This window comes from Thermus arciformis (assembly GCF_900102145.1).
GTDB classification, from domain to species: Bacteria; Deinococcota; Deinococci; order Deinococcales; family Thermaceae; genus Thermus; species Thermus arciformis.
The window spans coordinates 21562-36035 of record NZ_FNBC01000021.1; the positions used below are offsets into that span (position 1 = coordinate 21562).

15 protein-coding genes and 1 pseudogene are annotated in these 14474 nt (G+C 69.1%); 6 read left to right on the plus strand and 10 right to left on the minus strand.

Annotated features, from left to right (window positions below; all coding sequences use genetic code 11):
- Both BLP62_RS08375 and BLP62_RS08380 read left to right on the plus strand, forming a co-directional pair.
- Complete coding sequence (locus tag BLP62_RS08375; RefSeq protein ID WP_093007675.1) at nucleotides 1-744, plus strand: 3'-5' exonuclease; 744 nt, start codon at nucleotides 1-3, stop codon at nucleotides 742-744.
- A gap of 1 nt (nucleotide 745) precedes the next feature.
- A complete protein-coding gene (locus BLP62_RS08380) occupies nucleotides 746-1801 on the plus strand; it encodes a hypothetical protein (protein ID WP_093007677.1) in 1056 nt (351 codons plus the stop codon).
- On the opposite strand, the gene csaB is transcribed toward BLP62_RS08380, so the two are convergent.
- From csaB to BLP62_RS08400, 4 genes are read right to left on the minus strand one after another with little or no spacing between them, the layout of a single operon-like run.
- Nucleotides 1776-2768 carry a polysaccharide pyruvyl transferase CsaB gene (csaB, locus tag BLP62_RS08385; protein ID WP_093007679.1) on the minus strand — a complete coding sequence of 331 codons (993 nt, stop codon included), beginning with the start codon at nucleotides 2766-2768 and terminating at the stop codon, nucleotides 1776-1778. The two genes, BLP62_RS08380 and csaB, sit on opposite strands and share 26 nt — an antisense overlap.
- Complete coding sequence (locus BLP62_RS08390; RefSeq protein ID WP_093007681.1) at nucleotides 2753-4453, minus strand: DUF5693 family protein; 1701 nt, start codon at nucleotides 4451-4453, stop codon at nucleotides 2753-2755. Before BLP62_RS08390 ends, csaB begins: the two co-directional genes overlap by 16 nt.
- Nucleotides 4450-5085, minus strand: coding sequence for a uridine kinase (udk, locus tag BLP62_RS08395; protein WP_093007683.1), 636 nt, complete (start codon nucleotides 5083-5085; stop codon nucleotides 4450-4452). Before udk ends, BLP62_RS08390 begins: the two co-directional genes overlap by 4 nt.
- Before the next feature lie 21 nt (nucleotides 5086-5106).
- Complete coding sequence (locus BLP62_RS08400; RefSeq protein ID WP_093007685.1) at nucleotides 5107-6237, minus strand: ABC transporter ATP-binding protein; 1131 nt, start codon at nucleotides 6235-6237, stop codon at nucleotides 5107-5109.
- A gap of 123 nt (nucleotides 6238-6360) precedes the next feature.
- Here BLP62_RS08400 and BLP62_RS08405 point away from each other — a divergent pair, with 123 nt between their 5' ends.
- Genes BLP62_RS08405 through BLP62_RS08420 form a run of 4 tightly spaced genes read left to right on the plus strand, consistent with a single transcriptional unit; the run spans nucleotide 6361 to nucleotide 10851 of the window.
- Nucleotides 6361-7830, plus strand: coding sequence for an ABC transporter ATP-binding protein (locus tag BLP62_RS08405; RefSeq protein WP_093007711.1), 1470 nt, complete (start codon nucleotides 6361-6363; stop codon nucleotides 7828-7830).
- Entirely contained in the window at nucleotides 7827-8876 is a 1050-nt protein-coding gene (locus BLP62_RS08410; RefSeq protein WP_093007687.1) for an ABC transporter permease, read from the plus strand. Before BLP62_RS08405 ends, BLP62_RS08410 begins: the two co-directional genes overlap by 4 nt.
- Nucleotides 8876-9709 (plus strand): ABC transporter permease subunit, encoded by an 834-nt coding sequence (locus BLP62_RS08415; protein WP_093007689.1) that lies wholly within the window; start codon nucleotides 8876-8878, stop codon nucleotides 9707-9709. The genes BLP62_RS08410 and BLP62_RS08415 overlap by 1 nt, the downstream gene beginning before the upstream one ends.
- 5 nt (nucleotides 9710-9714) lie before the next feature.
- Nucleotides 9715-10851 (plus strand): BMP family ABC transporter substrate-binding protein, encoded by a 1137-nt coding sequence (locus BLP62_RS08420; RefSeq protein ID WP_093007691.1) that lies wholly within the window; start codon nucleotides 9715-9717, stop codon nucleotides 10849-10851.
- 163 nt (nucleotides 10852-11014) lie between these two features.
- On the opposite strand, the gene BLP62_RS08425 is transcribed toward BLP62_RS08420, so the two are convergent.
- The 6 genes and pseudogenes from BLP62_RS08425 to BLP62_RS08450 form a co-directional block, all read right to left on the minus strand.
- Nucleotides 11015-12313, minus strand: coding sequence for an acetyl ornithine aminotransferase family protein (locus BLP62_RS08425; RefSeq protein ID WP_093007693.1), 1299 nt, complete (start codon nucleotides 12311-12313; stop codon nucleotides 11015-11017).
- 67 nt (nucleotides 12314-12380) lie between these two features.
- The gene (locus tag BLP62_RS08430) at nucleotides 12381-12932 is read right to left on the minus strand and encodes an NUDIX hydrolase (RefSeq protein ID WP_093007695.1); all 552 of its coding nucleotides are present in this window, start codon (nucleotides 12930-12932) and stop codon (nucleotides 12381-12383) included.
- Nucleotides 12929-13315 (minus strand): GatB/YqeY domain-containing protein, encoded by a 387-nt coding sequence (locus BLP62_RS08435; protein ID WP_093007697.1) that lies wholly within the window; start codon nucleotides 13313-13315, stop codon nucleotides 12929-12931. The genes BLP62_RS08430 and BLP62_RS08435 overlap by 4 nt, the downstream gene beginning before the upstream one ends.
- A 25-nt stretch (nucleotides 13316-13340) precedes the next feature.
- A complete protein-coding gene (locus BLP62_RS13770; protein WP_176758173.1) occupies nucleotides 13341-13814 on the minus strand; it encodes a type II toxin-antitoxin system HicB family antitoxin in 474 nt (157 codons plus the stop codon).
- Nucleotides 13815-13834: 20 nt separating this feature from the next.
- Nucleotides 13835-14053, minus strand: a complete 219-nt coding sequence (locus BLP62_RS13775) for a type II toxin-antitoxin system HicA family toxin (RefSeq protein WP_093007701.1) — start codon at nucleotides 14051-14053, stop codon at nucleotides 13835-13837.
- Nucleotides 14054-14110: 57 nt separating this feature from the next.
- A pseudogene (locus BLP62_RS08450) lies at nucleotides 14111-14474 on the minus strand (integrase core domain-containing protein); the annotation flags it as partial.

Genomic DNA, 14474 nt, shown 5'->3' on the forward strand with positions numbered 1-14474 from the left:
ATGGACCCTGCCTTTCGCTTCCGCCTCGCCACCCGCCTCGCCCGGCGCCTCCGGGCCGAGGGCAGGCCCCTCCCCCTTTCCCACCTGGGGGAGGCCCTGGGGCTTCGGGGCCCCGTGGAACGGGTGGTGCGGCCCCTTCTGGACGGGAGGTTCCTCCTGGAGGAGGCGGTGGGGCTTTGGGAGTGGCGCTACCCCTTTCCCCTGGAGGGGGAGGCGGTGGTGGTCCTGGACCTGGAGACCACGGGGCTCGCCCCGGGGGTCAACGAGATCCTTGAGCTCGCCCTGGTGCGCTTGGAAGGCCCAAGGCGCCAAGCCTTCCAGAGCCTTGTGCGCCCTTCGCGCCCCCCGAGCCCTTTCATCCAGAGGCTCACCGGGATCCGGGCCTCCGAGCTGGAGGAGGCCCCTTCCCTGGAGGAGGTCTTGGCCCAGGCCTACCCCCTCCTGCGAGGGGCCACCCTGGTCCTCCACAACGCCGCCTTTGACCTCTCCTTCCTGAGGCCCGCCCTGGGGAGGCTGGGCCTGGCCTTGGAGGGCCCCGCGGTGGACTCCATCCGCCTGGCCAAGAAGGCCATGAGGGGCCTTCGCCGCTACGGCCTGGACGCCCTTTCCGAGGTCTTAGAACTCCCCCCCAGGAAGGAGCACCGGGCCCTGGCGGACGTGGAGCGCACCCTGGCCCTGGTCCACGAGGTGTACTATATGCTTACTGCAGGGAGTCCCCGTTCCCTGGTGGAGCTAGGGAGGTAGTATGACCGTCCGCTATGTTCTGACCAGCGCCTGTATTCAGTCGGGCACCATGGCCCTCACCGCCTCCTTGCGCCAGCGCCTTCTGGGCAAGGAGCGCGTGCGCTTCCTGGACGAGGACGGGGAGGCCTTTGAGGCGGAGGTGGACTGGAAGGGGGGCCTCCTCAGGGGCCTTGGGCCTTACTACGCCAAGCGGCGCCTGGCGGCCAACGAGGTGGTCCTCCTCCACTTCCGGGGCGAGGAGGTGGAGCTCAAGGCCCTGCCCCGCGCCCTCCCCCGCCTGGAGAAGCCCCGGGAAGAGCCCAAGGAGGTGAAGGCGGAAGCCCCCCAGGAAAAGCGCCGGGTCCGGGTAACCCCCTACCCCAAGGAGGTCCTCTTTCCCCACGAACCCAAGGCCCTCGAGCCCCCGGGCATCACCGAGGACCTGAGGCGGCTTGGCTTCCTCCTGGAGGGGGGGCCTCCCTGGCTCTACAAGGCCCCCCTGGGGCGGCGGCAGGTGGCCTTGGCCCTCTTGCGCCTGGGGGAGGGGAGGGTGGAGGACCTCAAGCCCTACCGCATGCAGGGGGTCCACGTGGCCCTTCTGGCCCCGGAGTCGGAGAAGGAGGCGGTCCCCCCGGGGGTCGCCCACCTCTCCCCGGAGGCGGTGAGCCGCCTGGTGCGCCTTAAAGGGCGGTTTCCCCTTTCCCCCTTGGACCTCGAGGACCTCCTGCGCCAGGGCCGGGTGGACCTGGAGGCGGTGGAGGCCCTGGAGGACCGCCTGGCGGCGGAGCTTGCCGAGCGGGGGGCCTTGGCCGCCCTCCTCCTCCTCCTCGCCCGCAAGCGCCTGGGGGAGGTGTTCTTGCTCCCGGACCTCGAGGCCGAGGCCCTGGAGGAAGGCCTCATCCCCGAGGTGGTGCGCCAGGGGGTGGAGCTTTTGGTCCAGCCCCCCTTCCTCCTCCTGAAGCGGCTTTCCCCGGGGGAGTTCCTCCTGAGGCAGGAGGTGGAGGAAGGCCTTAGGGACCTCGCGGCCTTCGCGGAAGGGGTCCTCGCCCGCCTCAGCCGCGTCCGTGAGGGCGCTTGACGGGGGTGGCCTCCCCCAAGGCGAGGTCAAAGCTCCGCCTGGCCCGCTCCTTCAAGGCCTCCACCTTCTCCCAGTCGGGGTAGCGCCCGTACATGGCCGCCTTGGAGAGCTTGATGGGGTCCCCGGGGAGCTCCTGGTAGTAGGCCCCGGTCTCCTTGGCGAAGGCGGCCACCTTGGGGTCGTAGGAGAGGGCGGCGAAGGGGGTGCCCGCCGCCGCCGCCAGGATGAGGCCGTGGAGGCGCATGGAGATCACGTACCCCGCCTGGGCCGCGAGGTAGAGGACCCGGCGGGGGTCGGAGGTGCGCTCTATGCGGTGGAGGTAGAAGGTCTTGGCCACCTCGTCGTCGTAGCCGGGCTGGAGGAGGAGGACCAGGACCTGCTTGCCCTCGTGGAAGAGGTGGTTGGCGGTGATGTAGAGGTTCTTTAGGGCCTCCTGGCTCACCCCGGCCCGGGGGATGACGAGGACGAGGTCCTCCTCCCGCTTCACGGGGGGCGGGGTGAGGAGGAGGGCGGGGTCGGCCCCGAGCTCGGCGGGGAGGCCCAGGCGCCGGGCGTACTCCAGGGAGTCCTGGTCCCTGAGGATCACCGGCACCCCCTTGAGGGCCTTTTGCACCTGCCTCTCCCCCCAAGGGGAGAGGGGCCCCAAGGACTGGTTGAAGACCACCACCCGCTTGCGGAAGAGGCGGGCGAGGCGGAGCACGGAGAGGTAGTAGGTGAGGCTTAGGGCGCTGGTGGCGTCCTGCAGAAGCCCCCCTCCGCCCAAAAGCCAGAGGTCCGCCCGGAGGAGGGCGAGGGGGTTCAGGCGGTGGAAGGCCGCCACCCCGTGCTCCTCCCGGGTGCCCTTGGGGTCGCCGGAGAGGGCCACCACCCGGTGCCCCCGGGCCTTGAGCTCCCGGGCGATGGCCTCGAGGATGGCCTCGTCCCCCGCGTTCTTGAAGCCGTAGTACCCCGCTACCCCGACCACCATGCCCTAAGCCTCCTTACCAGGATAACCCCTAAAAGCCCGAGGAAGACCCCCAGGAGGGCCCCGTTCACCACCCGGAAGAAGGAGATGGAAAGGGGGGTGTGGTAGTGGCTGAAGGTGTTGAGGATGGAGGCGATGCCCAAGGAGGCGAGGAAGAGGAGGCCGTTTTGCGCCCAGCGGGGCCAGGGGAGGAGGAGGGCCAGGGGGAAGAGGCCGTGGCCGAAGACCTCCTTGAACCGGGGGCGAACCATGAGGTCCTGGAGGACGCTCCTAAGCTTTAGTTCAAGCTCCGGCACCAAGGGGGCGTCGTTGCCCCGGCGAAGGAGGGCGAGGGCCAAAAGCCCCAGGGCAAGCCCCCCAAGGGCCACCTCCCCCAGGCGCAGGGGGTGGAGGTAGAGGCGGGCGAGGGCCTCCTTGAAGTCGCGGTCCAGGAAGCTGTAGGCCACGAGGAGGGGGGGCACGAGGAGGGTGAGGGAGACCCCCTTGAAGGGGGTGAGGCCTAAGACCGTGGCCGGGCTCGAGCCCAGGGCGCTGAGGAAGACCGCCCCCGCGAGGGCGTACCCTAGGCTTCGCGCCCACATCCAAAGCCCGTTCCTCGGGCCCAGGAAGCCGAGCACCGGGAAGACCAAAGCGGCGAGCAAAGGCCCCGCCTGACTTCCCGCGTACCCCAGGGCCAGGAGGAGAAGGAGGAAGGCCACCCAGGGCCCATAGACGGGAAGCCCCAGGGCCAAAAGCCCAAGCCCCGCCAAGACCCCCACCCAGGCGGCGTACCGCAGGGGGCTTGGGGTGAAGTCCCGGGGCCTCGGGCTTCCCAGGGGGATGCCGCTCGCCTCCAGGCCTTCCCGGAGGCGCTTGAGGAGGCGGAGGGTGTCCTGGGGGTAGGGGTAGGGGCGGAGGTAGAGGAGCTGGTGCCCCCGCTCCCGGGCGGCCAGGGTGTACTTGTCCGCGGCCTCCTCGGGGCTTAGGGTGAGCTGCCACTCGTAGCGCAGGCTGAAAAGCCGGAGGAAGCCCTTTTCCCAAAAGGCCTGGAGGCCCGCCTGGGGCGTGCCCTCAATGAGGGCTACGGGGACGGGGACGAGGGCCTTGGCCTCCTCCAGGCGGTAGGGGTGGCCTAAGGCCTCGAGGCCCTGGAAGACCACGGCGTCCGCCTCCCCGGGCACCAGGGGGAGGCCGGCCTCGAGGCGGCGCAAGGGGTGGTTGATGGGCCGCACCACCACGTAAAAGCCCGCCTCCTTGGCCTGCTGGATCTCCGCGAAGGGGTAAAAGGCGGGGAAGGCCTGCACGTCCACGGGAAAGCCCAGCCACTCCCCAAGCCGCTCCGTGGGGAGCTCGTAGGCCCTTTGCAGGAGGTCCAGAAGCCAGCCCTCCCCCTTGAGGTAGTACCAGTCCGCCCGGGCGGGAAGCCCCATCTCCCTTAGCTCCAGGCCCTGGCGAAGGAGGAGGGCGCCTTCCGCCACCCAGTCCTTCACCAGGCGCTCGGGGAAGGCCACGCCCCCTACCCCTTCCTTCCGGTAGGCGAGGAGGGCTTCCAGGAGGCCTTGCCCCTGGGCCTTGGCCCGGGGGCGCACCGCCTCCGCGTCCAGCACCAGGACCACGGGGCCTGGCCTCTCCGCATGGATCCGGGGAAGGAGGGCCAGGAGGGAGGGGATCAGGGCCAGGAAAAGGAGGAGGTGGAGAAGCCGCCTCATGCCGCCCCCACCTCCCCCAGGCGGGCCAGGGCCTTGGCCAGGAGCATCTCCAGGGCCACGGGGTTCTGGCCTCCCCCGGGGAGGATCACGTCGGCGTACCGCTTGGTGGGCTCCACGAAGGCCTGGTGCATGGGCTTCACCCGCTGGAGGTACTGCGCCACCACCCCCTCCAGGGTGCGTCCCCGCTCCTTCACGTCCCGGAGGAGCCTGCGGATGAAGCGCTCGTCGGCGTCGGCGTCCACGAAGACCTTGAGGTCCATCATCCGCCGCAAGGCCTCGGGGTAGAGGACCAAAAGGCCTTCCAGGACCAGCACCGGGGCGGGCCCCACCCGTTCCGTCCTCGGGCTTCGGGTGTAGGCCTTGAAGTCGTAAAGGGGCATTTCCACGGGGTTTCCCGAGAGGAGGGCCTCGGCGTGGGCCAGGTAGAGGGAGAGGTCAAGGGCCTCGGGGTGGTCGTAGTTCACCTCCAGACGCCGGGAAAAGGGCAGGTGGGAGAGGTCCTTGTAGTAGTGGTCCATGGGCAAAAGGGCCACCCGCTGGCCCAAGGCCTGGGCGAGGCTTCGGGCCAGGGTGGTCTTGCCGCTTGCGCTTCCCCCGGCGATGCCGATGACGAAAGGCTTGGCCGCGCTCACCCCTCCATGATAAGGGGCGCCCTACCGGGCGAAGGCCGCGGGCTCCTGGGAGTGGCCGATGGCCTTTTCCGTCTCCAGATCAAAGGCGTGCAGGCGGCCGGTGTCCGCGAGAAGCTCCACCCGGTCCCCGGGCTTCACCGGGGCGTGGCCGTCCACCTTGGCCACCAGGACGGTGCCGTCCACGCTCACGTGGAGTTCCGTTTCCGCGCCCAAAGGCTCCACCACCTCCACCTCGCCCCGGATGGCGTTCTCCTCCTCGGGGATCACCGTGAAGCCCTTGAGGCCCAAATGCTCGGGCCGGACGCCAAGCCAGACCTCCTTCCCGGCGTAGGGCCTGAGGCTTGGGGCCAGGACGGGGTTGGCGCGGATCCGGAGCCCCGGGGCTGCGAGGTAGACCTTCTCCCCCTGGACCTCCACGGAGGCCTTGACGAAGTTCATGGAGGGGCTTCCGATGAAGCCCGCCACGAAGCGGTTGGCGGGGAAGTCGTAGAGGCGGAGGGGGGTGTCCACCTGCTGGACCTCCCCGTCCTTCATGACCACGATGCGGTGGCCCAGGGTCATGGCCTCCACCTGGTCGTGGGTCACGTAGATGGTGGTGACCCCGAGCCGCCGCTGCAGCTTGGCGATCTCGGCCCGCATCTCCACCCGGAGCTTGGCGTCCAGGTTGGAGAGGGGCTCGTCCATGAGGAAGACCTTGGGCTCCCGCACGATGGCCCGCCCCATGGCCACCCGCTGGCGCTGGCCGCCCGAGAGCTCCCGGGGCTTGCGGTGGAGGAGGTGCTCAATCTTCAGGATGCGGGCGGCCTCCTTCACCCGCCGGTCAATCTCGTCCTTGGGGTAGCGCCTGAGGCGGAGCCCAAAGGCCATGTTCTCGTAGACGTTCATGTGGGGGTAGAGGGCGTAGTTCTGGAAGACCATGGCGATGTCCCGGTCCTTGGGGGGGACGTCGTTCACCAGGCGGTCGCCGATGAAGATCTTCCCCTCGGAGACCTCCTCCAGCCCGGCGATCATCCGCAAGGTGGTGGTCTTCCCGCAGCCACTGGGCCCCACGAAGACCACGAACTCGCCGTCTTCCGTCTCCAGGTTGAAGTCCTTGACGGCCACCACCTTACCGAAGCGCTTCCACACGTGCTCCAGCTTGACCTTGGCCATAAGCGCCTCCTCGCCCCGCGCTTTGAGCCGCTTCGGACCCATCGGGGGCTTGGGCCATTCTATACCACTTCTTGAGGGGGTTTGGGCCGTGGTATGCTCGGGGCCGGGCCTATGGGCCTTCCCATGCTGAGGTTGGAAAACATCACCAAGCGCTTCGGTCCCGTGGTGGCCAACCGCGGGGTGAGCCTCGAGGTGCAAAGGGGAGAGGTCCTGGCCCTTTTGGGGGAGAACGGGGCGGGGAAGACCACCCTGGTGAGCCTCCTTTACGGCCTCTACGCCCCCGACGAGGGGAGAATCCTCCTGGAGGGCCAGGAGGTGGTCATCTCCTCCCCCAGGGTGGCCCAGAGGCTTGGCATCGCCCTGGTGCCCCAGCACCCCGAGCTCATTGAGGCCCACTCCGTGGCGGAGAACCTGGCCCTGGGGCTTGAGCTTCCCCCCTTCTTCTCCCGCCGGGCCCTCCTCCAGAGGCTCCAGGCCCTCCTCCAGGACCACCCCTTGGGGGTGGACCTGAAGGCCCCCGTCCACCGCCTTTCCGCCGGGGAGAAGCAAAGGGTGGAGCTCCTCAGGGCCCTCCTCTCCCGGCCCAAGGTGCTCATCCTGGACGAGCCCACCAGCGTCCTCACTCCCAAGGAGGCCGAGGACCTCTTCCGGGAGGTGCGGAGGCTCAAGGAGCGGGGCCTCGCCATCTTCTTCATCAGCCACAAGCTGGACGAGGTCTTAGGCCTCGCCGACCGCATCGTCGTGCTCAGGGCCGGGGAAAAGGTGGGGGAGGTGCGGCGGGAGGAGGCGGACAAGGACCTCCTGGTGCGCCTCATGGTGGGCCGGGGGGTGGCCCCGCCCCCCAAGGCCCCGCCACCCCGGGAGGAGGTGGTCCTGGAGGTGGAAGACCTCCTGGTGCCCCGGCACGGCTTTCCCCTCCAGGGGGTCTCCTTCGCCCTGCGGGCCGGGGAGGTTTTGGGCATCGCCGGGGTGGCGGGGAGCGGGCAGAAGGAGCTCCTCGAGGCCCTGGCCGGCCTTCGCCCCTACCGGGGCCGGGTGCGCTTCCTGGGAAGCCCCCTTCCCCAGGACCCGGCCCGGCTCTTTGCCCTGGGGGTGGCCCACATCCCCGAGGAGCGGAGCACGGGGGTGGTGGGGGGGATGAGCGTGGCGGAAAACCTCGCCTTACGCACCTACCCCCGCTACGCCCGGGGAGGGCTTTTGGACTACGGGCGCATGGAGCGGGAGGCGGAGGACCTCATGCGCCGCCACCGCATCCAGGCCCCCTCCCCCCGTACCCCCTTGAGGACCCTTTCCGGGGGGAACGTGCAGAAGGTCATCCTCGCCCGGGAGCTCAAGGAGGGCCCCAGGCTCGTCCTGGCCATGCACCCCACCTACGGGGTGGACGTGGGGGCGGCGGAGGAGGTTCACGGGAGGCTTCTGGACCTCGTCCGCGAGGGCGGGGCCGTGCTTTTGGTGAGCGAGGACCTGGACGAGATCCTGGCCCTTTCCCACCGGGTGGCGGCCCTCCACCGCGGCCGCCTGGTGGGGCCCATCCCCCGGGAGGAGGCGAGCCGGGAGCGCCTGGGCCGCATGATGACGGAGGGGCGGGCATGAGGTTGGAGCTGGACCCCGCGCCTTCCCTGGGAAAGGTGGCCTTGGCCTACGCCGCCTTCTTGCTCCTCGCCCTGTTCCTCCTGGCCCTCCTCTTTCTGGCCTACGGGGTTTCCCCTTGGCGGGCCTTCGCCGTCTTCCTTTCTCCCCTCACCGACCCCTTGGGGCTTTCCGAGGTCGCCCGGCGGGCCATCCCCCTCCTCCTCATCGGCGCTGGCCTGGCCTTCGCCTTCCGCGTGGGCTTCTTCAACATTGGGGCCGAGGGGCAGCTCCTCCTGGGGGCGGTGGGGGGGGCCTATGCGGCCCTCTTCCTTCCCCCGGGGCCTTGGACCCTCTTCCTCATGTTCCTCCTGGGGGGGCTTCTGGGGGCCTTGTGGGGGGGGGTGGCCGCCTGGCTAAAGGTGCGTTTCGGGGCCAGCGAGATCCTCACCACCCTCATGCAGAACTACCTGGCCTACTACCTGGTGGTCTACTTGGTGGCGGGGCCTTGGAAGGGGCAGCTGGTCTTCGGCTTCCTTTACACCGACCGCTTTCCCCCCTGGGCCCACCTCCCCCGCCTGGGGGACACCCTGGTCCACTGGCCCACCCTCCTCCTGGGGGTGGGGGCGGCCTTGGCCCTGCAGGTCCTCCTCTTCCGCACCCCCTTGGGCTTCGCCCTCCGGGTTTTGGGGGAAAACCCCGCCGCCGCCCGCTACCTGGGCCTGCCCGTGGGGCGGCTTCTCCTCTGGGTGGGGGGGGTCTCCGGCGCCTTGGCCGGGCTTGCCGGGGTGGGGGAGGTGGCGGGGATCCACCACCGCCTCCTGGAGCCCGCCCAGATCTCCTTGGGCTACGGCTTCACCGCCATCCTCGCCGCCTGGCTCGCCCGGGGGCGCCCCCTTTGGGTCCTCCTCACCGCCTTCCTCCTGGGGCTGGTCCTGGCCGGGGGGGACGCCTTGAAGCTCGCCTTCTCCATGCCCTTTAGGGTGGTGGACGTGGTCTCCGGCCTTTTCCTCCTCGCCCTCATCGGGGCGGAGGCCCTAAGCCGGCATCGGGTGATCTGGAGGCGTTGATGGAAGAGGCGCTTTTGCGTGCCGTGCTTTTCGGAACCCCCATCCTCCTGGCCTCCCTGGGGGCCCTCCTCGCCGAGCGGAGCGGGGTGGTCCACCTGGGGGTGGAGGGGGTCATGGCCCTTTCCGCCCTGGCGGCCTTCGCCCTGGCCCTCGAGACCTCCCCCCTCCTGGGCCTCCTGGCGGGGATGGGGGTGGGGGTCTTGGGGGGGGTGGCCCTCGGGGTCTTCGCCGTCACCCTCCGGGCCAACCAGTTCGTGGCGGGGCTTTCCCTGGCGGCCCTGGGCCTTGGGGCCTCGGGGCTTTTGGGGAAGCGCTACGAGGGGCTTCCCCTGGCAAACCCCCTTCCCGAGGGGGGTCTGGCCCTCCTGGCCCTGGGGCTTGCCCTTTTGCTCCACCTTCTCCTTTACCGCACCCGCTTTGGCCTCTACCTCCGGAGCGTGGGGGAGAACCCCAAGGCGGCGGACCTCTTCGGGGTGAACGTGGAGGGTGTGCGCTACGGGGCCTTGGCCTTGGGCGGGGGGCTCATCGGGCTTGCCGGGGCCTACCTCTCCTTGGCCTACCGCCCCTCCTGGACGGACGGCATGACCGGGGGGCTTGGCTGGGTGGCCATCGCCCTGGTGATCCTCGCCGCCTGGGAGCCCTTGCGGGCGGTCTTTGGGGCCTACCTCTTCGGCCTCCTCTTTTTCCTCCAGTTCCGCCTGCAGGGCAGTGTACCTATACCGAGCGAGGCCTTCGCCACCATGCCCTACCTCTTGGTTATCCTGGTCCTGGCCCTCTCGGGGCGCACCCGGGCCCCCAAGGCCCTGGGGGTGCCCTTTGAGCGGGGGAGGTGAGGAGGATGCGGAGAGTCTTGACGCTCCTTTTGGCCCTGGGCCTGGGGTTTGCCCAGGGGGACAAGCTGAAGGCCTGCTTCATCTACGTGGGGCCCGTGGGGGACGCGGGCTGGACCTACGCCCACGACCTGGGCCGCAAGAAGGCGGAGGCCGCCTTGCCCTGGCTGGAGACCCGCTACGTGGAAAGCGTCCCCGAGGCCCAGGCCCTCCCGGTGATAGACCGCTTCGTGCGGGAGGGCTGCCAGGTGATCTTCGCCACGAGCTTCGGGTACGGGGAGGCGGTCCTCGAGGCCGCCAAGAAGTACCCGAACGTCATCTTCGCCCACGCCACCGGGGTCAAGCGGGCCCCCAACGTGGCCACCTACATGGCGGACTTCTACCAGGTCTACTACCTGAACGGCCTCGCCGCCGGGGCGCTCTCCAAGACGGGCAAGGTGGGGTACGTGGCCGCCTTCCCCATCCCCGAGGTGAAGCGGCACATCAACGCCTTCGCCCTGGGGGTGAGGGCGGTGAACCCCAAGGCCCAGGTCCTGGTGCGCTGGATCAACGCCTGGTACGACCCGGCCAAGGCCCGGGAGGCCACGGAGGCCCTCCTCGCCCAGGGGGCGGACGTCTTCGCCTTCACCGAGGACACCCCCACGGTGATCCAGACCGCCGCCCGCAAGGGGGCCTACTCCTTCGGCCACTACACCCCCATGCTCAAGTTCGCCCCCGACCACGTGGTCTCGGGGCAGATCGTCCACTGGGAGGTCATCTACATAGACTTCCTCAAGAAGGTGAAGGAGGGGGTCTACACCCCCAAGAACCTGCAAAACGTGGACTACTTCTGGCTTCTCCAGCACGGGGCCGTGGAGATGGGGGCGGACTACGGGGTGCCCATCAACCCCAAGCACGTGCCCCTGTTGCAGAAGGCCAAGCTGGCCGTGGGCGGCAAGGAGGTGGCGGTCTACGACCGCATCATGACCCTCCTCAAGGACATGCAAAGCCCCAAGCCCACCTTTGACCCCTTCACCGGGCCCATCCGGGACCGGAAGGGGGTGGTGCGGATCCCCGCCGGGAAGAAGGCGAGCCTCGAGGAGCTCCTCACCATGGAGTGGGCGGCTCCCGGGGTGGTGGGGGACTGGCCCGGGGAGCCCAAGTAGGGCTTCTCCAAAGGGCGCTCCCACGCCCCCCCACGCTTACCCCGCGTGGGGGGGTCTAGGTACCCCGCTCTGGCTTGCGCCAGAGCGGGGGGCCGAAAAGAGCCTTCGCAAAGCCCTGCCTCCGGCGTCCCATGTGGCGAAATCAAGGTGCGGGCACTTGGCCTCACAGGCTCCGGAAGACCTCTTCCAGGATCTCCAGCCCCATGGCCGCCTCTTCCCGGGAGAGGATGAGGGGCGGGGCGAGGCGCAGGGCAGAAGGCCCCGCCCCCAGGGTGAGGAGGCCCTTCTCAAAGGCGAGCCTCTGCGCCTTGTCCCGGAGGTCTGGCCGCTCCTCCTCGGGGGTGCCGAAGTCCAGGCCGATCATGAGCCCCCTCCCGCGCACGTCCCCCAGGAAGGGGAAGCGCCTTTGCATGGCCTTGAGCTCCTCCAGGAGGAACGCCCCCACCCGGGCGGCGTTTTCCATGAGCCCCGCCTCCAGGAGGTCCAAGGTGGCGTGGGCCGCGGCCGCCGCCACTGCCTGCCCGCCGAAGGTGGTGCCGTGGGCCCCGGGCCGCCAGCTCCCAAGCTCTTCCCGGAAGAGGAGGGCGCTTAGGGGGTAGCCCGAGGCCAGGCCCTTGGCCAGGACGTAGATGTCCGCCTCCACCCCCTCGTGCTCCAGGGCCAAGAACCGCCCCGTGCGCCCGGCCCCGGTCTGGACCTCGTCGGCCACCAGGAGGATGCCGTGGCGCTCCAAGAGGGCCTTGAGCCTCGGGAGAAAGCCCGCCGGGGGCACCACGTACCCCCCTTCGCCCTGGATGGGCTCCACGAAGAAGGCCGCCACCTCCTCCGGGGAGACCACGGTGCGGAAGAGGTGCTCCAGGTGGTCCAAGACCGCCTCCCCCACCTCCTCGGGGGAAGCCCCCAAGGGAGGGCGGAAGGGGTTGGGGAAGGGCACGTGCACCACCCCGGGAAGGAGGGGGGAGAAGCCCTTCCGGTAGGCGCTCTTGCTGGCGGTGAGGGAAAGCGCCCCCAGGCTCCGGCCGTGGAAGGCCCCGGTGAAGGCGAGGAGGTAAGGCCTTCCCGTGTGGTGGCGGGCGAGCTTGATGGCGGCCTCAATCCCCTCGGTCCCCGAGTTCCCGAAGAAGACCCGGTAGCCCCCGCCGAGCCTGGCCACGAGCCGCTCCGCCAGGGAGAGGGTGGGCTCGTGGGTGAAGTCGGAGAAGCAGACGTGGGCGAAGCGCTCGGCCTGCTGCCGCACCGCCTCCACCACCTTGGGGTGGGCGTAACCCGTGGTGTTCACGGCGATGCCCGCCATGAAGTCCAAGAAGACGTTGCCGTCCACGTCCTCCAGGAAGACCCCCTGGCCCCTGGCGGGGACGAAGGGGTAGGGCCGGACGTAACTGGGGGAAAGGAGGGCTTCCCCTTTTTCCAGGAGGGCCTGGGCCTCGGGCCCCGGGAGGGGTGTCTTCACTTCCGGTTTCATACGCCGCCAGTCTACCAGGGACCCTGGCGGCTTCCCAGGCCAACTTTATGCGCTTTCTTGCTGGGTTTTACCGGAGGAGGCCCAGGCGTTCCAGGTGGGGCCGGGCGTAGAAGAGGGTGAGGGCGGTGGAGGCGTCCTCCACCCTTCCCCTCTCCAGAAGGGCGTAGAGCTCCCGCAAGGGCAACTCCACGGGCTCCAAAAGCTCCCCGTCTTCCAGGTGGGGCTCGGCCACCACCTCGGCCCCCAGGGCCAGGAAGGGGTGGAAGACCACGGCGGTGAAGGAGGGCTGGGGGTGGAAGGGGGGGAGGGGGAGGACCTCCCGGGCCCGGGCCCCCACCTCCTCCAAAAGCTCGCGCCGGGCCGCCTCCTCGGGGGTTTCCCCGGCGTCCACCTTGCCCGCGGGGATCTCCAGGAGGAACTTTCCCGTGGGGTGGCGGTACTGGCGGACGAGGAGGGCGGTGGCCCTTTCGGTTACGGGCAGGACGAAGCTCGCCGCCACGGGCCCCGGGCGGTAGATGTAGGTGAGCTCCTTGCCCGTGTGGGTCCGGAGCCTTTCCCGCACCAGGCGCACGGGCTCGGTGAGGAGTTCTTCCAGGGCAAGCCTTTCCCAGGGGCTCATCGCGTCATGCGCTCAATCACCCGGCGCACCTTCTCTCCCGGGGCCTTGGGGCCCAAGGCCTTGGTCACCGCCCCGATGGCCGCCAGGGGGGTCTTGAACTGGGAGAAGTCAATGTTCTCCCGGATCCAGGCCTCGAGCTCCTCCTCGCTCATCTCCTTGGGCAAGAACCGGTCCAGAAACTCCACCTCAAAGGCGTTTCCCTGCTCCAGGGCGATTTCCTTGAGGGCCTTTAGGACCTTGACCGCTTCCTCGTCGGGGAGGGGCTTGCCGTCCCCTTTGCGGTCCAGCTCGGCCTTCACCACCCGGGCGAAGTCCAGGGTCTTCTGGTCCCGGGCCTTCATGGCCTCCTTGATGGTCTCTTTGATGGCCTCGTAGATCCCCATCCCCACCAGTCTAAGGGAAAAGGGCCTACACGGCGAACCGCACCTCGAGGCCGACCCCCAGAGCCTTGGTCGCCCGCCTCAGGCTTTCCAGGCTGTGGCCGAAGTAAAAGGGGTCCAGGAGGCGGTGGACCGCCGAGGGGGAGGTGCCCATGCGCCGGGCCAGCTCCCGCTGGGAAAGGCCCCGGGCCTTGAGGGCCCGCCAGAGCTCCAGGCTCACGGGGTTGACGGGGGCGGGCTCCAGGAAGACCACTTGGGGTGCGTGCAGCTCGGAAAGCGTCTCGAGGGGCACTCCCTCCGAGGGCTCAGGGATGGGCTTGCCCGCCTCCTCCAGCTCTAGAAGGGCCAGGGCCAGGCCCCGGGACAGGCTTTTAAGGGCTTCTTCCTGGCTCGCCTTCCCCCAGGTGAACACAGGAAGGTCCAGGGCGTAGCCCCCATAGGTTCCCCCCACCGGGTCCCTTTCCAGGACCACGGGGTAGCGGTGGGGCCAGGTTTTGACCAAGGGTTCCTTTTCCACGGTTTTCACCGGAACATCTCCTCGGGGATGCCCGCGGCCTTTAGGATCCTTTTGAAGGTGCCTAGGGGTGGCGGATCCTTGCCCGGGTCCAGGACCACGATGCGGCCATCGGGGTGTTTCCAGACCTCGTGGTCTCCTTTGCCGCGCCGGGGTTGGAGAGAAAAGCCCAGCTGCTTGAGGATTTTGCGAAGCTCGCGGTACCTTGGGACCCTTAGCTTGCCTATAAGTCCCTCCTTCCGCGCGGGCCCTGGGGATGGGACCTGGACCCGGGCCCCATGTTATCAAAAAGGGGAACGATCCGTCCAGCCTCTGTAGTCGGTCAACACATTTGAGACTCTGTGGGGACCGCCTCCCCCCGTATTCTAGCCAGGTACTCTAAAGGGGCCAGGCCCCCCAAGGCCCGGTGGGGTCGCCGGCGGTTGTAGTGGTCCAGGTAGGCGTCAAGCTCCCTTTGGAGCTCGGGGATCTGTGAAGGCAACGGTCGTGTGTAGAACTCATCCCTAAAGGTCCGCTGCATCCGCTCCACGTGACCATTGAGCTTGGGGCTCCTCGGAGGAAGAACGAAGAGCTTAACGCCCAAACGTTCACAGGCCTCCTCAAAATCGGACATAAACTCGCTGCCCCCATCCACCTGCACCGCACGGA